This window comes from Leptobacterium flavescens, from assembly GCF_010671605.1.
Lineage (GTDB): Bacteria > Bacteroidota > Bacteroidia > Flavobacteriales > Flavobacteriaceae > Leptobacterium > Leptobacterium flavescens.
On the sequence record NZ_JAABOO010000001.1, the window covers coordinates 1,283,593 to 1,305,940 of the forward strand.

At 40.7% G+C, this 22,348-nt stretch carries 22 protein-coding genes; 19 read left to right on the top strand and 3 right to left on the bottom strand.

Annotation, left to right across the window (positions count from 1 at the left end):
- Positions 1 to 38 precede the first annotated feature (38 nt).
- Positions 39 to 668, top strand: a complete 630-nt coding sequence (pth, locus tag GWK08_RS05615; RefSeq protein ID WP_163605912.1) for an aminoacyl-tRNA hydrolase — start codon at positions 39 to 41, stop codon at positions 666 to 668.
- Between the two features lie 15 nt (positions 669 to 683).
- Here pth and GWK08_RS05620 read toward each other — a convergent pair whose 3' ends face one another.
- Positions 684 to 1,586: a PorP/SprF family type IX secretion system membrane protein gene (locus GWK08_RS05620; RefSeq protein ID WP_163605913.1), complete on the bottom strand. Its 903-nt coding sequence runs from the start codon at positions 1,584 to 1,586 to the stop codon at positions 684 to 686.
- 28 nt (positions 1,587 to 1,614) lie between these two features.
- Positions 1,615 to 5,286, bottom strand: a complete 3,672-nt coding sequence (locus GWK08_RS05625) for a reprolysin-like metallopeptidase (protein WP_163605914.1) — start codon at positions 5,284 to 5,286, stop codon at positions 1,615 to 1,617.
- A gap of 79 nt (positions 5,287 to 5,365) precedes the next feature.
- Between GWK08_RS05625 and GWK08_RS05630 the strand changes: the two genes are divergently transcribed.
- The 18 genes from GWK08_RS05630 (at position 5,366) to GWK08_RS05715 (ending at position 21,295) form a co-directional block, all read left to right on the top strand.
- Entirely contained in the window at positions 5,366 to 6,301 is a 936-nt protein-coding gene (locus GWK08_RS05630) for a bifunctional riboflavin kinase/FAD synthetase (RefSeq protein ID WP_163605915.1), read from the top strand.
- Positions 6,267 to 7,610, top strand: coding sequence for an HTTM domain-containing protein (locus tag GWK08_RS05635; RefSeq protein WP_163605916.1), 1,344 nt, complete (start codon positions 6,267 to 6,269; stop codon positions 7,608 to 7,610). Before GWK08_RS05630 ends, GWK08_RS05635 begins: the two co-directional genes overlap by 35 nt.
- Positions 7,611 to 7,679: 69 nt before the next feature.
- Positions 7,680 to 8,951, top strand: a complete 1,272-nt coding sequence (serS, locus tag GWK08_RS05640; RefSeq protein WP_163605917.1) for a serine--tRNA ligase — start codon at positions 7,680 to 7,682, stop codon at positions 8,949 to 8,951.
- Positions 8,952 to 9,278: 327 nt separating this feature from the next.
- The gene (locus tag GWK08_RS05645; RefSeq protein ID WP_163605918.1) at positions 9,279 to 11,069 is read left to right on the top strand and encodes a tetratricopeptide repeat protein; all 1,791 of its coding nucleotides are present in this window, start codon (positions 9,279 to 9,281) and stop codon (positions 11,067 to 11,069) included.
- Positions 11,070 to 11,317: 248 nt separating this feature from the next.
- On the top strand, positions 11,318 to 11,629 hold the full coding sequence (locus GWK08_RS05650) for a DUF4286 family protein (RefSeq protein ID WP_163605919.1): 312 nt from the start codon (positions 11,318 to 11,320) through the stop codon (positions 11,627 to 11,629).
- A 1-nt stretch (position 11,630) separates the two neighbouring features.
- Entirely contained in the window at positions 11,631 to 12,044 is a 414-nt protein-coding gene (locus GWK08_RS05655) for a hypothetical protein (RefSeq protein ID WP_163605920.1), read from the top strand.
- Complete coding sequence (gene rsmA / locus GWK08_RS05660) at positions 12,037 to 12,816, top strand: 16S rRNA (adenine(1518)-N(6)/adenine(1519)-N(6))-dimethyltransferase RsmA (protein WP_163605921.1); 780 nt, start codon at positions 12,037 to 12,039, stop codon at positions 12,814 to 12,816. The genes GWK08_RS05655 and rsmA overlap by 8 nt, the downstream gene beginning before the upstream one ends.
- Positions 12,803 to 14,158: a magnesium transporter gene (mgtE, locus tag GWK08_RS05665; RefSeq protein ID WP_163605922.1), complete on the top strand. Its 1,356-nt coding sequence runs from the start codon at positions 12,803 to 12,805 to the stop codon at positions 14,156 to 14,158. The genes rsmA and mgtE overlap by 14 nt, the downstream gene beginning before the upstream one ends.
- 9 nt (positions 14,159 to 14,167) lie before the next feature.
- Positions 14,168 to 14,686: a GNAT family N-acetyltransferase gene (locus tag GWK08_RS05670; protein ID WP_163605923.1), complete on the top strand. Its 519-nt coding sequence runs from the start codon at positions 14,168 to 14,170 to the stop codon at positions 14,684 to 14,686.
- Between the two features lie 67 nt (positions 14,687 to 14,753).
- Positions 14,754 to 16,859, top strand: a complete 2,106-nt coding sequence (locus tag GWK08_RS05675) for a M48 family metallopeptidase (protein ID WP_163605924.1) — start codon at positions 14,754 to 14,756, stop codon at positions 16,857 to 16,859.
- 6 nt (positions 16,860 to 16,865) lie between these two features.
- Positions 16,866 to 17,231, top strand: coding sequence for a cupin domain-containing protein (locus tag GWK08_RS05680; protein ID WP_163605925.1), 366 nt, complete (start codon positions 16,866 to 16,868; stop codon positions 17,229 to 17,231).
- Positions 17,232 to 17,247: 16 nt separating this feature from the next.
- Entirely contained in the window at positions 17,248 to 18,186 is a 939-nt protein-coding gene (locus tag GWK08_RS05685) for a 2-hydroxyacid dehydrogenase (RefSeq protein WP_163605926.1), read from the top strand.
- Between the two features lie 460 nt (positions 18,187 to 18,646).
- Positions 18,647 to 19,063, top strand: a complete 417-nt coding sequence (locus GWK08_RS19375) for a response regulator transcription factor (RefSeq protein ID WP_317168139.1) — start codon at positions 18,647 to 18,649, stop codon at positions 19,061 to 19,063.
- 99 nt (positions 19,064 to 19,162) lie between these two features.
- Complete coding sequence (locus tag GWK08_RS05695) at positions 19,163 to 19,672, top strand: DUF4199 domain-containing protein (protein WP_163605927.1); 510 nt, start codon at positions 19,163 to 19,165, stop codon at positions 19,670 to 19,672.
- A 5-nt stretch (positions 19,673 to 19,677) separates the two neighbouring features.
- On the top strand, positions 19,678 to 20,058 hold the full coding sequence (locus tag GWK08_RS05700; RefSeq protein ID WP_163605928.1) for a hypothetical protein: 381 nt from the start codon (positions 19,678 to 19,680) through the stop codon (positions 20,056 to 20,058).
- A 21-nt stretch (positions 20,059 to 20,079) separates the two neighbouring features.
- The gene (locus GWK08_RS05705; RefSeq protein ID WP_163605929.1) at positions 20,080 to 20,466 is read left to right on the top strand and encodes a VOC family protein; all 387 of its coding nucleotides are present in this window, start codon (positions 20,080 to 20,082) and stop codon (positions 20,464 to 20,466) included.
- Between the two features lie 63 nt (positions 20,467 to 20,529).
- Positions 20,530 to 20,892 (top strand): TM2 domain-containing protein, encoded by a 363-nt coding sequence (locus GWK08_RS05710; RefSeq protein WP_163605930.1) that lies wholly within the window; start codon positions 20,530 to 20,532, stop codon positions 20,890 to 20,892.
- Between the two features lie 82 nt (positions 20,893 to 20,974).
- Complete coding sequence (locus GWK08_RS05715; protein ID WP_163605931.1) at positions 20,975 to 21,295, top strand: ArsR/SmtB family transcription factor; 321 nt, start codon at positions 20,975 to 20,977, stop codon at positions 21,293 to 21,295.
- A 3-nt stretch (positions 21,296 to 21,298) separates the two neighbouring features.
- On the opposite strand, the gene GWK08_RS05720 is transcribed toward GWK08_RS05715, so the two are convergent.
- Positions 21,299 to 22,324, bottom strand: a complete 1,026-nt coding sequence (locus tag GWK08_RS05720; protein WP_163605932.1) for a carboxypeptidase-like regulatory domain-containing protein — start codon at positions 22,322 to 22,324, stop codon at positions 21,299 to 21,301.
- Between the last annotated feature and the right edge of the window lie 24 nt (positions 22,325 to 22,348).

Genomic DNA, 22,348 nt, shown 5'->3' on the forward strand with positions numbered 1-22,348 from the left:
AGGATGCTTTTTTTATTTTTACTGAAAAGCGGATAGAAATGTTCGGATTCATTAAAAAGATTTTTCAGAGAAATACATCGCTTACCGAAGAAACAGATCAGATGAAGAAATTTTTAATCGTAGGGCTCGGAAATATAGGTGCCGACTATGTAAATACCCGCCACAATATAGGTTTTAAAGTAGTCGATTTCTTTGCCAAACAGGAATCCCTCAGTTTTGAAACTCAGAAACTGGGCGACCTCTGCACTCATAAGATCAAAGGACGCACTCTTATTTTCCTTAAACCCAGCACTTATATGAATCTGAGCGGGAAAGCGGTAAAATACTGGATGGAAAAGGAGAAGATCTCCATCGAAAACCTTCTGATCATTACTGATGATATTAATCTCCCTTACGGAAGTATCCGCTTAAAAACAAAAGGAAGCGACGGAGGTCATAACGGCTTAAAAGATCTTCAGGCCAAATTGGGAACTACCAAATACAACCGGTTCAGATTTGGTGTAGGTGCTGATTTTGGTAAGGGCAGACAGGTTGATTATGTTTTAGGTGAGTGGAACGAGGAAGAAAACACCAAACTCCCGGAAAGACTGGAACGTTCCTGCGAACTTATCAAGTCCTTTGTGCTGGCAGGTATAGAACGTACGATGAATACCTTTAATAATACCTGAAAAAGCTTCTCTTTTTTATTTGGTCAGGGATCTGATCCTGAACTTCAGTAAAACCTCATGAGTACCTGTCCCCGCTTCGTTAAGCTCGCTTCGAAGAGAACTGTCGTAGGCATAACCTACTCCCAGCCAATCGGTCAGGTTAAATAATGCAAGGCCGCCAATGGCACTATCGGTCCTGTATGCCAGGCCAAACTCAAGTAATTCCCTGTATCCCATTGCCGCGGTAATATCGGCAGATAGCGGAGCTCCGTTTACATATCGCATCAGGACAGACGGTTTAAAGATCCAGTCGTCGGTAAGCCTGAAATCATATCCTCCCGAAAGAAAGAGATGCAGCTCGTCGGTTGCTTCTACCACCACTCCGTTCCTCTCGTCAAAACGTCTGGTGTTTAATATCCTCGGAGAGGAAAGCGAGACAAAATATTTTTCATTCTTTAGATAGAATCCTAGCCCAAGATTAGGGTTAAACCGACTTTCATCCCTCAAAAGAGGATCGACTACCCGGTTAAAGGTTTGTAATCCGGCAGCATTGACATCAAAAAAGTTCCCTCCGGCCTTCAATCCCATAAATAAAGAAGTTTCCCTGTCGAGTTGAAGTTTATAGGAGAAGTCGATAAAAACCGCTGTTTGCCTCTCGATAAAGGTTTTATCATTAACTAAGGAAAGGCCCAGACCTACTCTATCACTAAAAGGTGTAGCTGCAGAAAGTGTCTGTGTTCTCGGGGCTCCTTCTATTCCCTGCCACTGACTCCTGAGATTGGAAGTAATATCGGCAATACCATCCGACCCGGCATAAGCAGGGTTAATCACATTCATATTATATCTGTAGAATACGTAGTTCGGATCTTGTTGTGCATGCAGATAGCCCGTAATTAAAAGAAAAAGAACTAAAAAACTCCTTGTTAAACTGCAGTTCATTCTATTATGTTAAGTATGCTTGTTTTTATTAATATGTTATATACACCCATCCCTTTAGATCGACATTTCCATCACCCGTAAGATCGATCTGATAATAATAGGATCCGGCAGGCAGCTTTTCACTTCTGCTTTTATACACTCCATTCCAGTCATTGTTATAACCTACCGTTCTGTAAACCCGGGTTCCCTGTCTGTTAAACACAGAGATTACCGCATTGGGGTACAAATGTATATTAACGATTTGCCAGGTGTCGTTTATAGAATCTCCGTTAGGAGTAAATGCTTCCGATACCAATACATCTTCATCACAAACATCACCCTCCCCGTCATTATCTATATCAAGCTGGTCCGGATTAAAATTTAAAGCACAATTGTCGTTCTCATCTGCAATCCCGTCATTATCATCATCCGGATCACAAACATCCCCTATTCCATCGTTATCATTGTCGGCCTGATCTGCATTTGCCGTAAGCGGACAGTTATCAACCACATCAAGTATCCCGTCGTTGTCATCATCCGTGTCGCAAACATCTCCAATTCCGTCATTGTCGTTATCTGCCTGATCTGCATTTGCAGCAAAAGGGCAATTATCATCTATATCCAATATCCCATCATTATCATCGTCCGGATCACAAACATCTCCCATCCCGTCATTGTCGTTATCCGCCTGATCTGGATTAGGTGTATTCACACAGTTATCTACATTATCCAGAACTCCATCTGCATCTATATCGGGAGTAAATTCACCCGCCACACAAACTTCCAGGCTAAAGGTATTTATCGCTCCTCCATCCAGGTTAAACGCATCTTCCACTTCCAACCTCCAGTTACCGGCTGCCGATTCGCCAAAAAGCTGAGACAGGGGTTGTAAAGGCATTACTATTCCCGAGACTGCAGGCATAGGTGAGCAGCTAACAGCGCTTCCTCCGTCATCGAAGGTAGCCTGAATATCCTGATTATTATCGCATGCCTGAGCCAGCAAAACTATGGTGGTGCCCTGAGGTGAGATCAGCCTTAAAGTAAGGTCCGATACAAAAGTGTGGGTAATATCTACCGTTACCTTTATATCGGTAATCGGAAGGTCATCCGGAACGGTAATAAAGGAATTTACCGTTGAAGGCTGGTTTGCAGGAATGGTTACCGGCACGTCCGATGCCGTAAATACTTTACAGTTAACCACCGCCGTACTAAAGTTAAAAGCGGCGCTATAATTACCGGTTCCGCAGGAATTTCTGGATCTGACCCTCCAGTAATAAGTGGTATTTCCGTTCAGATCGGATAATACATAAGAGTTGGTTATCAGTGTTTCCGAAGCTACAATATTGGAAAAACCTGCATCCGTAGCTACCTGCACATCATATTCATCCGCAAAAGGATCGGCCTGCCATTGTAAAGTCTGGTTCAGAAAAGCGTCGGTTGTTCCGTTTGCAGGGCTTGTCAGTGTTACATCGGCCAGGGAGCTACTGAAAATTTCCAGGGTAAAATCCACACTTTTGGACACGCTTGCCGAAGTAGCATTAACAGGGATCGTATAAACTCCGGGAGTTACTCCGGCTGTATTTGTAAAGGTCATTTGAACATTGGTCCCATCCGCCGTAGCCGAAGTGGGAACAAAATTCACCCCCAGTCCTGCCGGCAAATCGCTCGCACTGAATGTCGTTTCTTCATTAAAACCCAGGAAAGTGTTATAAGTAAAATTAACTACCAGGTCATCCGGCTGGCATACGGTCATTTCCAGACTTGGAAAATTGAGAACAAATTCCGATTCCTGAATAGACAGATCGCTGCTGTTTACCGCAAAGAAAATATTGTTGCTGGCCCTTACCATAATACGGGCACTGGAAGTACTTATCCCCCCGGGAACAATGATATTGTGTTGGCCGTCATTTGTCACATTTTGTGCAAGGGTCACAGGATATGTAAGACCTCCGTCTGTAGAGAGAAGAATATCTACCTCGGTAGTATTTACAGGAGGGCTACTCGTATTGGCCACATCCCATAAAATAGTTTCCACCTCTCCGGCAGTAAGAGTAAGAGCACTGCTATGCGAGCTCACTAAGAACGGACCGGAATTATCATCGACTGTTACTCTCATCTGGTCGGTACGTGTTTGTCCCCCACCAACGACATTATCCCTTACCGTAAAGGCAAAATTCATTCCCCGGCCTACATCAGAAACTGTTTCCCAGGCATCATTAAGGGTTGGATTTGTTTGTGTAAGATCTCCCGAAAGTACCCTGCTTAAAGCCGGCATGTATCGCACCGGAGATGCTGTTGGAGGCAATGACCTGAAATTAGCACCCAGGGTATTGGTGGGTCCGAAAGTGGTATTGGTAATCACTCCGTCATCTACCTGTTCCCAGGTATATGAGAGGACATCCCCCGCATCGGGATCGGTCCCTGTTCCTGTTAACACAAAAGCGGTAGATCTTGGAATAATATAATCGTTCCCCGCATTTGCATTAGGAGGGTTATTGCTTAAAGGGATCTCCACATCGCAATTGGTTCCTGCCACAAAATTGGATATCTGAAAAATACTCAGGTAATGAAAATACGGATCACTGTGAAGCTGTACATTGTTCTGCCCGGTAATCCCGGCATAAGCCATGATAGTGGTTCCGCTTGCCGGCTCCACATTTACTCCCGTTCCTTCCGATTCGAAGGACCAGGTATGATTGGCACCGAATTGATGCCCTATTTCGTGAGCTACATAATCAATATCAAAAAAATCGCCAGTAGGCATGGTAGTCGCCGAAAATCCGCTTCCTTTTCGGTTATCAACACAAACACATCCTATACAACCGGCGTTCCCGTTATCGGAGGCCTGGTGAAAAAGGTGACCTATATCGTAATTTGCCGCCCCGATCTCACTGTTGAGGGTAGCCTGAAGTTCTGTGGTAAGTGATGTTCCGTAAGGATCTGTTGCCGCATCGGTATAAATGACTGTATCTGTATTGGCAATAACTTCAAAGCTGATCCCAAGATCGGTTTCAAAAACTTCATTTACCCGGGTCACGGTTGCATTTATAGCTGCCAGGGCTCCGGCTACGGTTCCTCCATGAAAACTGGTATATTCACCCGTGGTAGAGACCGCCAGCCGATATCTCCTCAGGGTCTGGTCGTCACTATTCCTTCCGGCTATTCCTGTTTTTTCCTCTTTGGCTTCCTGGGTAGAACAGATGGTTCCCTTAACATCGGTACGGGATGCTCTGTCATAAACTATATAGTCGGTACTGTTTTTGGTATTCTTTTCCATAAAAACGGTACGGCCGTCATCAAACTTAATCATACTCTGCACTTCCTGAGGAGACACACTAAAACGAGCTCTCACAGCAGGGTTTTCAACACTGTAACCTATATAGGATTTAATGCCCGGGTATTTTCTTGAAAGGGCATCCGATAAAACCGGCGCTTCAAAAACCCTGAAATTCATCAACCTCCCTTTTTCATCAGGCAGGGAAACCTGTATTGCTGAAGTTCCGGAGATCCCTGTTCTTAAAGGTGCACCGTTCAGGGCATTTCTAAACTGTTGCTCATTCAGGGAAACAATAGTATAACCATCCTGTTCCAGGTTTTGAAGTGAAATGTTTTGGGGTTTATCCGCACTGCTTATCCTATTCCAATAATTTGATTGTCCTGCAACCGAAAAGGAGAGAAAAATCATTGTAATTGAAAAAACATAACGTAAGTTTGCGATCATATAAAGAAAAAGGTTAAAATCTGGTTTTATTGCATTGAGATAACAAACATAAGTTTTTTATTTTTATCATCTTGTTTAAGTGATCACCTTCGAAAACATAGAACAGTTTAATAGTCAGGAACCTACGGTTGTTACCATAGGCACTTTTGACGGGGTTCACGTAGGTCACAGAAAGATTATCAACAGGCTCACTGCCAGTGCCAAAGCCAACAATCTGAAATCTACGATCCTTACTTTTTTTCCGCATCCGCGGATGGTACTTCAGCAAAATACAGACCTTAAACTTATAACCACTCTTAGCGAGAAGAAAAGTATTCTCGAAAAAACAGGCCTTGATCAATTGTTTGTACATCCCTTTACCCGGGAATTCTCCAGGCTGTCTGCTTTGGAATTCGTCAGGGATATTCTTGTAGAAAAACTCAACGCCAAAAAAGTCATCATCGGTTATGATCACCGTTTCGGACGGAACAGGACCGCTACCATAAAAGATCTTATAGAATTCGGTTCCCTTTTTAATTTTGAAGTGGAGCAGATCTCAGCAGAAGAAATAGACGAAGTTTCCATCAGTTCAACCAAGATCCGCAATGCTCTTAATGAAGGAGATATCCACACGGCAAATACCTATCTCGGTTATGAGTTCATGCTTAACGGAACTATCGTAAAAGGAAAAGGCCTGGGCAGGCAAATAGAATTTCCCACTGCCAATCTCCAAATTGAAGAAAACTACAAGCTCATTCCGAAAAATGGGGTATATGTAGTAAGGAGTTCCATAGAAAACCGAACAATTTATGGGATGATGAACATTGGGGTCAACCCTACGGTTAATGGGACTCAAAGAACCATAGAGGTTCACTTTTTTAACCTGGAAAAAGATCTGTACGGACAACAATTTCAGATAGATCTTTTAACGAGATTGAGAGATGAGACCCGTTTTGATTCTTTGGATGCTCTCAGGGAACAATTAAAAAAGGACAAGAAAAATGCACTGGCTCATATCGAAAAAAGAGAAATTTGATCAATTCCTTTTCAGGCCTATTGACAATGCTCCTTTAATTGTCTTCAGGATCATTTTCGGTTTACTTATTTTTCTGGAATCTGTAGGTGCTATTTTTACAGGGTGGATCCGTCGCACACTTATTGAACCTGATTTCACCTTTAATTTTATCGGATTAGACTGGTTGCAGCCCCTCCCCGGCCACTGGATGTATGTATACTATGCCGTTATGGGCGTCTTCGGGCTTCTGGTCATGATCGGTTACAGATACCGCTTAAGCCTTGGCTTTTTTACCATTATGTGGACAGCCACTTATCTTATGCAGAAGGCATCCTATAACAATCACTACTACCTGCTCATCATAATCTGTTTAATTATGATATTGTTACCTGCCGAACGCTATGCTTCCGCAGATGTCAGAAGGAAACCGCAGATAAAAGCACTGAGCATGCCTAACTGGTGTTCCTGGATAATTATCATTCAGTTATGGATAGTTTACACCTATGCTTCGGTGGCTAAACTATATCCCGACTGGCTGGACACCACGGTAGTTGAGAATCTGATGCTCGGAAGAAAAGACTATCCGATCATAGGCGATTTTCTTCAGCTTAAAACGGTACATTATGTCATAACTTATACCGGCATTATTTTCGATCTGCTCATTATTCCGACGCTTCTGTGGAAACCTACCCGAAAGCTCGCATTTGCAGCATCGATCGTTTTTCACATATTTAATTCTATCGTACTTCAGATCGGGATCTTTCCGTATCTCTCACTGGCCTTTACGCTCTTCTTTTTTGAGCCCGAAAAGATCAGGAGTATCTTTCTTAAGAAAAAACCCGTAGCAGAACTTTCTGCAGTTCAGCTTCCTCTTAAAAGGAATCTTTTTATCGCTTTGGGGGCAATTTACTTTGTGATCCAGATCGGTCTTCCGTTACGCCACTGGGTAATTAAGGATGATGTTCTCTGGACAGAAGAAGGTCACAGAATGAGCTGGCGTATGATGCTGAGGAGTAAGAGCGGTTATGTGAATTTTAAGGTAGTTGATAAGAATACAGGAGAAACCGTTATTATAAGTCCAAAGAATCATCTCAGCAGGAAACAATACAGGATGATCGGTACAAAACCGGATGTAATCTGGCAATTTGTCCAATATCTCAAAAAGGATTTTGCCGAGAAAGGAAAGGATGTTTCCATCTATGCCATGGGTAAAATAAGCGTTAACCGAAGCCCTTATAAAACCCTTATCGATCCTGAAGTGGACCTAGCTGCGGAAAAGTGGTCGCATTTCAGGCATCACTCCTGGATATTACCTTCGGAAAAAGAATAGATTTAAGAGCTGTTTTTTTCTTATTTACACTAAATTTGTCCTCCTTTTTAAATTAAACCGATATAGTTTATGTTACAGGTAGCATTTATCAGAGAAAACAAAGATGCTGTAATCGCAGCACTGGCAAAGAGAAATTTTGATGCCACTCAGGTTATTGAAGATGTATTGGCATTCGATGAATCGCGAAGAAGTATCCAGGCCGAACTGGATAGTACCCTGTCGCAATCCAATAAACTATCCAAAGAGATCGGTCAGCTTTTTAAAAGCGGAGAGCGTGAAAAGGCCAATCAACTGAAAGAAGAGACGGGCCAGTTAAAAGAACGTTCAAAACAACTTACCGAACAATTGAATGAAAAGGCAGAAGGGTTGACACAACTATTGTATCAGATCCCGAATGTCCCTCATGAATCCGTGCCTCAGGGAAATACCGACGAAGACAATGAAGAGGTTTTCAGGGAGGGCGATGTTCCTCAATTGGGAGATAAGGCACTACCGCACTGGGAGCTGGCTAAAAAATACGACATCATAGATTTTGAACTGGGAACCAAGGTTACCGGAGCGGGATTTCCTGTTTATAAAGGGAAAGGCGCCAGGTTACAACGTGCTCTTATTTCTTATTTCCTCGATAAAAATACCGAGGCCGGGTACACCGAATATCAGCCTCCGCTTATGATCAACGAAGCCTCAGGTTACGGAACAGGACAATTACCCGATAAAGAAGGGCAAATGTATTATGTGGGAGCAGACGATCTGTATCTGATCCCTACTTCTGAAGTTCCGATCACCAATCTTTTCAGAAACGAGATCCTTTCGGAAGATCGCTTCCCGATCTGCTGTACAGCTTATACTCCCTGCTTCAGACGCGAGGCCGGAAGTTACGGGGCTCATGTAAGAGGATTGAACCGTTTGCATCAATTTGACAAAGTGGAGATTGTGCGTGTGGAGCATCCCGATGAATCTTATAAAGCTTTGGATGCCATGGTAGATCACGTAAAGAACATCCTCAGAGAACTTAAGCTTCCGTACAGGATCCTTAGGTTATGCGGAGGAGATCTCGGATTTACATCGGCACTTACTTTTGATTTTGAAGTTTTTTCTACGGCTCAGGACAGATGGCTGGAGATAAGTTCTGTTTCCAACTTCGAAGCTTATCAGGCTAACAGGCTGAAATTGCGCTACAAAGACAAGAACGGAAAAAGTAAACTGGCACACACACTGAACGGAAGTTCACTGGCATTGCCAAGAGTACTTGCAGGGATACTTGAAAACTATCAGACAGACGAAGGAATAAAGGTTCCGGAAGTACTTATCCCCTATGCCGGTTTCGATACAATTTCCTGAAAATTTGGTTTTTAGAACTTTTTTATATAGCTTTGGGTAGCCAAATCTTACAAAATGCCTTTTTTATGAAAGCTGGGCTATGGTAAAATCCCACTTTTTCCATTTTTTCAGATTGTAGTAAGATTTAGGTATTTTTTGACTTAGTAAGTGAAAAAGATATATAAATATTTGCCAATGTAAATAATATAATCATACGTTAAGTACATCGATTAATAGCACTATTATTTTGATTGGTTACGCCCAGACATCTCCATGTTTGGGCTTTTGTTTTTTTAATATTCTTAACTTTTTTTTCAGAACGGTTATGTTATCTTTGAATAAATGGCGATGCAATTGAAAAAATTCATAATACTAACATTCTTATTTCTAGGCTTCCAGCTATCTGCTCAGAGTGATGCTCTGGCCAGGCAATATTTTGAGGACGGGGCTTTTGAAAAAGCCGCTCTGTACTACAAGAAGCTCTACGATAAGAAACCTCAGCGAATAGACTACCTTCAATACCTGGTTGAATGTTACCAGCAACTTGAAAAATACGACCAGGTTGAAGCCCTGCTTCTCCCAAAAGTAAAATTACCTAACTTCTCTCCCAGCTTCCTGGTAGAACTGGGTTATAATTACACTTTGCAACGAAAAGAGGAAGAAGCTCATAAGTATTACGAAATGGCAATAGCAAGGATAGATCTTAATCCCGGTTATGCCTTTGTGGTAGGTAACAGTTTTAAGAGGAAATCTCTATTGGATTATGCCTTGAAAACGTATCAGAGATCGATGGAGCTAAAACCAAACAACAATCTCAATCTGGAAATTGCCAGGATATACGGAGAAAAAGGAGAGATCGAAAAGATGTTTGGCAGCTACCTCGAACTGATCAGTAAGAATAAAGTTTATCAACCTAATATCCTCAGAAATATAAGTCAGTTTATCGGGGAAGATCCGCGGGAAGAAAACAATATCCTGTTTAAAAGGGTCTTACTTAAAAAATTACAGACAGATCCCGATGTTCTGTGGAATGAACTATTGAGTTGGCTTTTTATCCAGCAAAAACAATATAAAAGTGCCTTTGTACAGGAGAGAGCTATTTTAAGACGTGCAGAGATCTACGACATACAAAGGATCATTAACCTCGGGCTGACCTGCCTGGACAATGACGATCTTAAAACAGCAAAAGAGATCTTTGAATACGTTATTGAAAACAGCAATGACAGGTCCATTCAGTTAAGGGCACATCTGTATATTCTGGAATTCGAACTGAAACAAGCGCCTCCGAAGGATTATGCAAAGATTGAAGAGCAATATAAAGTGCTTATTCAGGAGTTCGGGGTCTATCCCGAAACCCTCGGACTGCAAACTGCCTATGCCAAATTCCTGGCATTCTATAAAGACGAAACCGATACGGCGCAGCGCCTTCTCAAAGAAAGTCTTGAGCTTCCTTTAAATCGTTTTCAGCAGGCAAGCGTCAAAACAACCCTGGCAGATATCCTGGTTTACGATGAAAAGTTCAATCAGGCTTTGATCTACTATTCCCAGGTCCAGAAATCACTTAAGAATCATGTTATCGCGCAGACCGCCCGTTTTAAAGTGGCAAAAACCAGTTTTTATAAAGGCGATTTTGACTGGTCGCTTACGCAATTAAAAGTGTTGCGTTCCTCCACTACCCAGCTTATTGCCAACGACGCCATGCAGCTGAGTTTACTGATCTCCGATAATTCTCTGGAAGATTCTACCCAGACAGCTTTAAAGATATTTGCAAAAGCCGATCTGCTTGCCTATCAGAACAAGAACAGGAAAGCTATAGATCTGCTGGAAAAAATACTGGTCGACCATAAAGGAGAAAGTATTGAAGACGAAGCCCTTCTAAGGCAGGGAAAATTACTGGAAGCCGAAAAACAATACGACAAGGCAAGACTCAACTATATAAAGATCCTCGAATTCTTCGGTACCGATATCCTTGCAGACGATGCTCTCTACGCTTTGGGTGAGCTCTATAGCAACTACCTGGATGATCCCGAAAAGGCCAAAGAATTTTACGAACGTATTATCCTGAATCACGGCGATAGCATTTTTGCGGTTGAAGCCAGGAAAAAATACAGGAAACTGCGGGGAGACGCTATAAATTGATAGTTGGTGGTTGATCGTTGATGGTTGTTCGTTGATGGTTGATGGTTGTTTGTTGATCGTTGGTGGTTAATTTTCCGAAACATTCCGCATTTAATCTTAACCGAAAGCCAACAACTAGATCCCAACAACAAACAACTAAACTCTAACAACCAACAACTAAATCCTAACAACCAAAAGCTAAAACATCAATTCTTTTTTTCATTTATTAAGGTGTACCTTTGTAGCCTTATAAATCCAAAACGATCTTCATGTACATTTACAATGTTACCATTAATATAGATGAATCGGTACACGACGAATGGTTCAGCTGGATGAAGGATATTCATATTCCGGATATGCTGGCAACGGGTAAGTTTTCCAATGCAAGGATCCTTAAAGTTCTTGTGGAAGAAGAAATGGGAGGCATTACCTATTCTGTTCAGTACATAACCGACAGTAAAAAGACCCTCGAAAGATATTATGCAGAAGATGCGCCCAGGATGCGTCAGGATGGGGTAAACCGTTTTCGTGATAAGTTTGTGGCATTCAGGACAGAACTGGAAATAATAAGTGAACACTAAAATGGCAAAGCAATACAAGGCAACCAATTTCTATTATTTTAAAATGGTGTTGATCATTTTGCTCATCGCCCTGGTATACTTCCTGTATACAGCTGTTTTTGCAGCTTTATTGAATTTCGGAAGGATCTCAAATATCATTATCGCTTCTGTTTTCGGGATTGTAGGCTTATTTGCCATTTTTATAGTGATCCTGTCCAACAAACCCGTTATTATCTTCGAAGACGAAGCAATAATATATCGTTATAAGAAGATCTTCTTTTCAGATATCGCTTCTTTTCACCCTGCTAGAGGCGGAAGTGAACCCTATATAATTACCAAAGGTCAAAAAAGAGTGGATCTCGAACTGTCCTGGCTTACCAAGAAAGACAGGGATGAGATCGAGGCAACCCTTCAATCGATTTTAAAGAATGAGTAAAGTACGTGCCAAAAAACACCTGGGACAGCATTTTCTCAACGACGAGAATATCGCCGAAAAAATAGCGGACTCGCTGAGCCTGGAAGGTTATAAAACGGTGCTGGAAATCGGCCCGGGAATGGGAGTACTTACCAAATACCTTCTTAAAAAACCGTTTACCACCTATGTGGTTGAGATCGATACCGAATCTGTAGATTATTTAAGGGCTAATTATCTTCAATTGTCCGATCGGATCATTTCCGAAGATTTCCTGAAATACGACCTGAAAAAAGTATTTAAAGACGAACCTTTTGCAATTATCGGGAACTTCCCATACAATATTTCCTCTCAGATAGTTTTTAAAATGCTCGAGATGAGAGAGCAGGTTCCGGAATTTTCCGGGATGTTCCAGAAAGAAGTTGCCGAAAGGATCTGCGAGCAGAAAGGAAGTAAAACTTACGGGATCCTTTCCGTGCTTGTGCAGGCTTTTTACGATGCAGAGTATTTGTTTACAGTATCGGAGCATGTTTTTTCCCCTCCCCCTAAAGTAAAATCGGGAGTACTTCGTCTAAAAAGAAAAGAAGACTATCATCTGAATTGCGATGAATCCTTGTTCTTCAGGGTTGTAAAATCTGCTTTTAACCAAAGGCGGAAAACACTTCGTAACAGTTTAAAAACTTTTAATCTTTCCGATAATTTAAAAGAAGATACTATCTTTGGGCAGCGTCCGGAACAGTTGAATGTTCAGGATTTTATAGAGCTAACACAGAAGATAGAAAATGACACCGTTTAAACTCAGCAAAGAACTCATTGAGCATATAGAACAGCTCATTGAAAACAAAAGCAATACTGCGCTCCTGGATTTACTTGGAGAAGTGCACTATGCTGATATTGCTGAAATTGTAGACGAACTCGATCTTCCGGAAGCCACCTATCTCATCAAATTACTCGATAGTGATAAGACCTCGGATGTCCTTACCGAACTGGACGAAGATGTCAGGGAACGTATCCTTAAAAACCTTTCCAATGAGGAGATAGCGGGCGAATTACTGGAGCTGGATACCGATGATGCTGCCGATATTATTGCAGAGCTCCCCGAAGAAAGGGTACAGGAAGTTATCTCGAATATCGAGGATAAGGAGCACGCCAAGGATATTGTAGAACTCCTGAGGTACGATGAGAATTCTGCAGGGGGACTTATGGCAAAGGAGCTTGTAAAGGTGAATGAAAACTGGAACGTGCTTACCTGTGTCAAGGAAATGAGGGCTCAGGCCGAAAATGTAACCCGTGTGCATTCCATTTATGTGGTTGACGACGACGATAAGTTAAAAGGGCGCCTGTCCCTTAAAGATCTGCTTACCACCTCAACCAAAACCCAGGTAAGCGAGGTATATATTCCAAAAGTAGATTATGTAAATGTTCATGACAAGGCTGAAGATGTTGCCAAAGTCATGTCGAAATATGACCTGGAAGCTATTCCCGTAATAGATGAAATGGGGCGTTTGGTAGGAAGGATTACCATCGATGATATTGTAGATGTTATTAAGGAAGAAGCAGAGAAAGATTATCAGCTTGCTGCGGGTATTACACAGGAAGTAGAAGCCGATGATAATATCTGGCAACTCACACGTGCACGCCTGCCATGGCTGGTACTGGGACTTCTCGGAGGACTGGGAAGTGTTTTTATCATGGAAGGCTTTGAGGAAGCTCTTAACGAATACAAAGAACTCTTCTTTTTTACACCACTCATTGCGGCGATGGCCGGAAACGTAGGGGTACAGTCGAGTGCGATTATCGTTCAGGGTCTTGCTAATGATGTTGTAAAGGGAAGCCTTTTAAACCGTTTACTCAAAGAAGTGGGTTTAAGCCTGATCAACGGAAGTGCTCTGGCCATTCTCGTGATTATTTTCGGGTTTTTTATAGATGATATAGGACTGAGGTTCAGCCTTACCATAGCGGTCTCTATGATGTCTGTGATCATTGTTGCCGCCCTGATCGGGACTTTTGTACCGATCATACTGGATAAAAGAGGGATAGACCCGGCCATTGCCACCGGCCCCTTTATTACCACCAGTAACGATATTTTCGGGATTTTCCTTTTCTTCTACCTCGCAAAATTAATCCTCGGTTTTTAATTTAGAGTGATGAATATTGAGATCAGAAAAGCCAACCCGAACGATGCTACGCTTATTGCACTCCTTGGGCAGGTAACTTTTGATGATACCTTCGGAGATCTGTTCAGAGACCGGCAGGATGTACTGGATTATATGGATCGCACCTTCTCTGTTCCCAAGATCAGGTCTTCTTTACAAAAGGACAATAATGTTTTCTGGATAGCATTTGCCAATGAATTACCGGTAGGCTATGCCAAGTTAAAAAAGATAAGCCCTCTGGAAGGTGATGCCGATATTAAAAGCGCTCAGCTTCAGAAAATATACGTACTCAAAGATTATCTTGCCCTTAAGATAGGAAGCAAATTGCAACAGGAGGCCATTCGGGAAGCCGCAAATTCCGGGGCGGATATTTTATGGCTTTCGGTTTTACATACCAATAACAGGGCCATACATTTTTATAATAAGCATAAATTTGTAGAAAAGGGAAAACACCATTTTACGATCGGAAAGGAAGATTTTGAGTTTAATATAATGATGCTTCATTTGTAATATTTAGATTACATTTTTAAAAGTAATCAAAACTTAATATATTAGTCTTGTAAAAATTAACTGACCAATGACTGATAAAAATTTCTACCCTGAAAGCCCTTCGATCAACAGAAAAAATTATACCAGAATTAGCTCCAGTTACCAAAACAATGTAATGGTAGTTCTGCTAGGTATCATTTTATTTTTCCTCTTATACTTTTCTGCTCTGGTGGCTTCCTTCTATCTAATTTACCTGGCTATTAGTTACGATATGGGTCCATCAATCAACAAATTTACCATTCTCCTAAAAATAGGAACTATAGGAATGAGTGTAATGTTTTCCCTTTTTATGCTAAAGTTTTTGTTCAAAAAGCAAAATTTTAATACTCCACTTAATATTGAAATAACTAAAGATGAACACCCCAAACTTTTTAATTTTATTAAAATACTTAGTCAGGAAACTAATGCTCCATTTCCTAAAAAAGTTTACCTAAATCATGAGATTAACGCTTCAGTATTTTATAACAGTACCATCCTAAGTCTTTTTCTACCTGTCAAAAAGAATTTATTGATAGGTTTAGGTCTGGTGAATAGTTTAAATCTATCCGAATTTAAAGCAGTATTGGCTCATGAATTTGGTCATTTTTCACAAAGTAGTATGCGATTGGGAAGTTATGTATATATGACCAACCATATTATTTACAGTATGGTATATGATACAGATAAATGGGATGAAACATTCGAATCCTGGAAGCACTCCAATATACAACTAGCTATTTTTGCCTGGCTCTTAGCTCCTATAATATGGATTACAAGGCAGTTAATGGTAATAATCTATCAGGGAATTAACATTTTACAATCCTCATTATCCCGTCAAATGGAATATCATGCCGATTTGGTAGCCGTCAGTGTTACAGGAAGTGATGCTATAGTTAACAGTTTGTATAAATTAAATACTCATTCTCAAACAATGAGTTTTGCCTGGGAGCATGTCAATTCTGCTACACATAACAAAATTTACACCTCTAATCTATTTTATCATCAAACTGAAGCCTACAACTATTTGAAAAAATCAAATAAAGAGTTTAGAGAATCTCTTTTAGAAAACCAAAAATCAGATCGCATTTTTGTAAAGGATGATTTAGCTGGTATTCCTGCTATGTATAGTTCACACCCCTCCGGGTATAAAAGAGAAAATAATGCTAAAAAAGACTATATAAAAGGTATAGAGGATAACAGATCTCCTTGGATCCTATTTAATGAGCCTGAAAAAATATGTGAAAAAATCACTCAAAATCTTTTAAAAATTAGCTTAGAGCTACCCGACGCGGTCGAATTTACTCCTGCAAAAAAAGTTGAAGAATTTATTCAATCCGAAATTTCGGAAACCCAATTTAGCGAAACATATTTGGGCACATATAATAGTCGTTTTCTGTCTGAATTTGACATTAATGAAACCGACAAATATGCTAAGGCTTATAAAATAAATCCGGAGAACGCATCAGCAATTATTTCAGAAATGCTCGATGTTACGCTCAAAGAAAGGGCCCTTCATGAAACAAAAACCTCAGAAGATCTCACTCTTTTAAATGATATCATTACAAATACAAATAAGAACAAGAACTTTATTTACAACGGGATAAGTTATCATAAAAAAGATGCACAGCAATTATTTGAGGAGTTGCTAAAAGCAATAGATCAGGATCAGTGGTACGATGGGTTTGACAAGAAAATGTATACTGCACATGTTTTGCTTGCTGACCCTATTAAAAAACAGGAATTGAAAGAGCGTTACAACTTTCAGATATCTTTTCAAAAATTTCATAAATCTGTAATAGAAATTCAAACAACACTACATGAAAAAGTAATAGAATTGCAAGGGGCTGGAACTTTATATGAGGACGACGTGAATCGATTTGCCTTGGATTTCCACCTTCTAAGAAACCGATTTGCTTCTCTAATTGAAGATGTTAATCTTACTATGCCTCCTATGTCTAATATGAATAAGGTTAAATCGTTGAAAGAGTTTTTAAGTCCCGAAAAAGTTCCGGTGATCTCTTCAAATAATCTGGATGGTGAAAAATTAAATAAATTATTGTTACAAATAGAACAAACTGTATCCAAAACCCAAAGATTATATTTCAAGGGCTTAGGCAATATTCTTAACTTGCAAGAGGAAATCAGATCAAATTAAAACGCTATGAAAACTATTAACATTAAAGAAAAGTATTCACTCTTCGACAAGCAATGGCATCCGCATCAGATAGCTACTGTAGATGATATGCAGGTAATCATTGCCAAGATCCAGGGAGAGTTCGTATGGCACAAACACGACCATGAAGACGAATTGTTCCAGGTAATGAAAGGAACCCTGATCATGAAATTCAGGGATAAGACCGTTGAAGTAAATGAAGGAGAAATGATCGTAGTTCCCAAGGGAGTAGAACATTGTCCTGCTACCCGTGAAGGCGAAGAGGTTCATATCCTTCTGTTTGAAAAACTATCGGTAGCGCATACCGGAGATGTTGAGAGCGATATAACAGTTTCGGAATATCCTAAGATCTAATTTTTTTCCACTATCGATGAAAGTACTTCACCTGGATACTAACCACCCTCTGTTAATCAACGGACTTCAGGCCCTGGGTTTTCAAAATGATGAAGACTACAGCTCCTCTAAGGAAGTGATCGAAGCCAAAATCCATGATTACGACGGGATCGTGATTCGCAGTCGTTTCCGGATCGATCGTCAATTCCTGGATAAAGCCAAAAAACTGAAATTTATAGGGCGTGTAGGTGCCGGGCTGGAAAACATCGATTGTGATTATGCCGAAAGCAGGGGAATAAAGCTTATAGCTGCTCCCGAAGGCAATAGAAATGCAGTGGGAGAGCACGCCCTGGGAATGCTGCTCTCTCTCTTTAACAAACTTAACAAAGCAGATAAGGAAGTACGTCAGGGGATCTGGCTCCGAGAAGAGAATCGCGGACTGGAACTGGACGGAAAGACTGTGGGTATTATCGGTTATGGTAATATGGGAAAAGCCTTTGCCAGAAAGCTACGCGGTTTTGAAGTAGAAGTGCTCTGTTATGATATTCTCGAGGGTGTAGGTGATGAAAATGCAGTTCAGGTTTCCCTGGATACGCTTCAGGAAAAAACAGATATCCTGAGCTTACACACTCCTCAAACCCCGCTTACCGTAAACATGGTAAACGAAACCTTTATCAATGGTTTTAAAAAGGATTTCTGGCTGATCAATACCGCCAGAGGAAAAAGTGTGGTTACCCGTGATCTTAACCAGGCCCTCAGGTCCGGGAAAATTAAAGGTGCCGGCCTCGATGTCCTTGAATATGAAAAATCTTCCTTTGAAAATCTGTTTGCCAAAAATGAACTTCCCGAAGATTTCCGCCAGCTGATAGAAAATGAAAATGTAATTCTCTCTCCGCATGTAGCGGGCTGGACAGTGGAAAGTAAGGAGAAGCTCGCTCAAACCATTTTAGATAAGGTACGGGATTCTTTTGGGTGAATTAAAGATTCCTGCCTACGCAGGAAATCGAAGATTCGGCGTAGCCAATGACAGCAAAATTTGTCAATTCGAGTGATCCCAAAAGGATTGTATCGAGAATCGAATTTTGTGTTTATCCTTTGTAATTGTTCTCGATACTTTTTCCTGCGGATTTAACCCTTCCGTCTTTAACGTAGGTGATATACAAATTCCCCTCCTGTCATCCTGAGCGCAGTCGAAGGAAAAGGAGGGGTGGTTCGTACACCTCTCTTGTTTTCTCCCTCCAGAGGAGAACGAAATCCCAAATTCCAAGCACCTAACTTCACCTCTCGACGAGCCTGTATCGAGCGTAGTCGAGATGCTCGAGGTGACAAATCGAACAACCATCAACGAACAACGAACAACCAATTACCAAATCTCACATCTCAATACTCTATACTCAGTACTAAATACTAATAAATGATTTTCTTAAATTTAATTCGTGAAAAGAACCATATTCATTTTTACGATCCTTATTGTAGCTATACTTACACTTTTCCAGTTAAGTAAATACACTATTATTTCCGGCGATACTAAAATTGAAATGATCATTGGGGTCATTGCCATTGTATTTTTTGTGATCGGGGTGTATATGAACAAAAGATCCCTTCACCGGAAACGACTGCCCGAAGGAAGTATCGATCATAAAAAAATAAAGGAACTCGGATTGAGCAAAAGAGAATGTGAGGTGCTTAATCAGATTGCAACGGGCCGTTCTAATCAGGAGATAGCTGAAAAGTTATTTGTCTCCGAAAGCACGGTAAAAACCCATGTGTCCAATATTCTTATGAAATTAGATGTAAAACGGAGGACGCAGGCCGTTCAGAAAGCCAAAGAACTGCAAATCATAGCATTTTAAAGGCATTCCAACTAAAGTAGGAGTGTATTTGGTACTTTAGTATGAGTTCTTTTCAGGCCGGCCGGCCTAATTTTGACCTGAACATTAAAACGTATAATCATGCAAACCACTATTAAAAAATTCGGAATCTACGCAGCCGTTACTTCAGCAGTATTATTTCTGGCCGCACTTTATTTTGGACAGGGTCTTGACTTCAGTACCCAGGAAGTTTTGGGTTACCTCACGATCTTCGCATCCCTTACTTTTGTATTCTTCGGAATAAAACACTTCAGGGATAAGGAAAACGACGGCCTGGTTTCCTTTAAAAAAGCTTTTATAATAGGAATTATTATTTCTCTTTTTGCCTCTCTGGGTTTTGGTATTATCGATGGTCTTTATGTAGGTTTTATCAATCCCGATTTTGGCAGTCAGTACTTGGAGTATACCCTGGAGGGCATGAAAACTACCCTTTCTCCGGAAGAATTTGAAATTAAAAAAGCAGAACTCACACAACAAATGGAAGCATACAGCAATCCCTTCTTTACGGGTATGTTTATGTTTTTTATAGTTTTTGTGATCGGAATTATCGTTTCTCTCCTCTCTGCATTGATATTACAACGCAAAAGCTAATAGCAATGGACAATGAGCTCAAAAAGATAGAAAGCTTCCTGAAAGAATCATTTCAGGCCTATACTCCGGCCTTAAAGATCTCGAGTAATAAACCGGGAAGTATGGAAGCACATGGTACCATTCCTACCATGCAGGGAAGGCAAAAGGTAGATGGCTTTTACTTTGGAAGCATTGTCCCCAAACCCAAAGATATCAGGCTGTATTTCTTCCCCATTTATACACATCCGCAGGCATTTGAAGATATTTCCGAAGGCCTGAGAAAATGCCTGAAAGGGAAAAGCTGTTTCCACATTAAAAAAATGGACGAAACGCTCAAAGAGGACATCTCCCGAATGATAAAGACGGGAATAGAGACCTATAAAAAAGAAGGTATTTTAACCAAGTAAGAATAATTTAAATCGACGTTTATGAAAAAAAGAGTAACAGGTCTGGGCGGTTTTTTCTTTAAATCCAAAGATCCCAATCATCTGAAAGAATGGTATAAAGAACGCCTGGGTATTCCCACCGATGCCTACGGATGGACCTTCTGGTGGAAAGACAAGGACGGGAACGATTGTTCTACCCAATGGTCTCCGTTTACAGAAGACACGACCTATTTCCAGCCCAGTGAAAAGCAGTTTATGATGAACTTCCGGGTGGACAACCTTGTAGAGCTTTTAAAGGTCCTTAAAGAAGAGGGAGTAACTGTGGTTGGAGAGATCGAAGAATACGAGTATGGAAAATTTGGCTGGATCCTCGATCCGGAGGGAAATAAACTGGAACTTTGGGAGCCTGTAGACAAAGCATTTCTCTGATATTAAAATATTTACTATTTTAGACATCCTGTTTTTTAACCTAACACTAAACTAACCAAAACAATGTCTGAAGAAAACAACAGCTTTGAAGATAAGGCAAAAGAATTTGCCGAAGGAGCCAAGGAAACGGCTAAAGAATTTGCAGATAGTGCTAAAGAAGCTTTTGCAGGTCAGGACAACAAAAAGATACTTGCAGGTATCCTAGCTATCTTTCTCGGAGGATTTGGTATTCACAAGTTCATTCTCGGGTATAATAAGGAAGGTATTATTCTGCTTGTTGTTACCATTATTATAGGTGCGATAACTTGTGGATTTGCTGCTACAGTTACCTGGATAATTACAGTAATTGAAGGAATAATCTACCTGACTAAATCTGATGAGGAATTTTACAATACTTATCAGGTAGGCAGAAAGCCCTGGTTTTAAACATAAATTTTAAAAAGCATAGAGGTCGGCTAGTGATAGCTGACCTTGTTTCAGAGTTTTATAACAGCAATATATTTTTAATATGGGTACAACTAAACTATTTGCACACTCCCTTCGCCAAAACCGAATCGCCAGGCTATACAAAGCCTTAGGACATCCTGCCCGTATTGCTATCTTGGAATATATAAGTAAACATCCCGAATGCATCTGTAACGATATTGTTTCCGATATTGAGCTGGCTCAGGCCACGATCTCTCAGCATCTGAACGAGCTAAAAAGAGCCGGACTGATCAGAGGAGAATCCAGAGGGAAAAAGATCTACTATTCGATCAATATCGATAAATGGTACGAAACCCATCAGATCTCAAATAATTTTTTCCGTGACGCCCAGAAGGTAATGTAGGTTTTATCTTTTAGCGCCTATATCAATATTAATTGTCGGAGAATAATCATCGGGTAAAGCGTCTGCCAGCCCAAGATCTCCCATATAACCTTTAAAGATAACTGCCATTGGTGGTGAGATAGTTCCGTTCCTGTCTACTACGAATGAAGGATCTCTCAATTCCAAAAGGGAAGAACGCCGGTTATGACGTACGGTGAGGAATTTATCAAAGCTCACCAGCTTCTCATTTACCCCGCCTGAGACGTAAAAGTCAACGTTGTTTTTGATCTTTCTTCCGCTGCGGCCTCTAAGCACATATCCTTGTTGCTCCCAGCTTTTGTAGTAGAGAGCGATCATAAAATGTTTTATGGAACCGTCGTATATATTGCTTCGTCTTTTCTCGAAGTAATCGTTCCTTCCTTTTTTATCTACAAAAAAGGTAGTCCCCGACCTAAAGGCATAGACCACCTCTTTCGGGTCCAGGGTTTTGCGGCTAAAGAGTATAAAAAAGTCCTGCAGATTATACCTCAGCTCATATCCCAGGAAGTCATTGGTAATATAAATTGGCACATCGGCATCTGCTTTCAGTATGTTCTCATCTACATCAAAATAGAGATAGACATCCTCTACATTCTTAATTTTACAATACCTGGCCAATCCGGTCTTTCCCAGAAAATAATCCTTGAAGATCTTTAGTTTTTCCTCCCTGGAAAAAGGATCTGCCTTGAGGGTTACTCCTTTAAGAGAAATGGATTTAGGATTAAGGAAAATTTCCAGTTTTGAGGAAGTTTCCACATTCTTTATCTGTTTGTCGAAATAGCCCAGATGACTAATGACCAGTTTGTAGTTGGATTTGGAGGTCTCTCCCTCCCTGCCGCTCAGGCTAAAAAAACCATTTTCATCGGTTATGGTTCCTATGGTCGTGCCATCAAAATAAACAGATACTCCGAAAAGGGGTTCTTTGTTTGCTTTATCGTAAACATAACCCGAAAGTCGTTGAGAAAAGGATACGGAGCTTATCAGGAAAAAAACTAAAAGTATTCTTTTCATTATAGAAATTTTTAACAATATAGT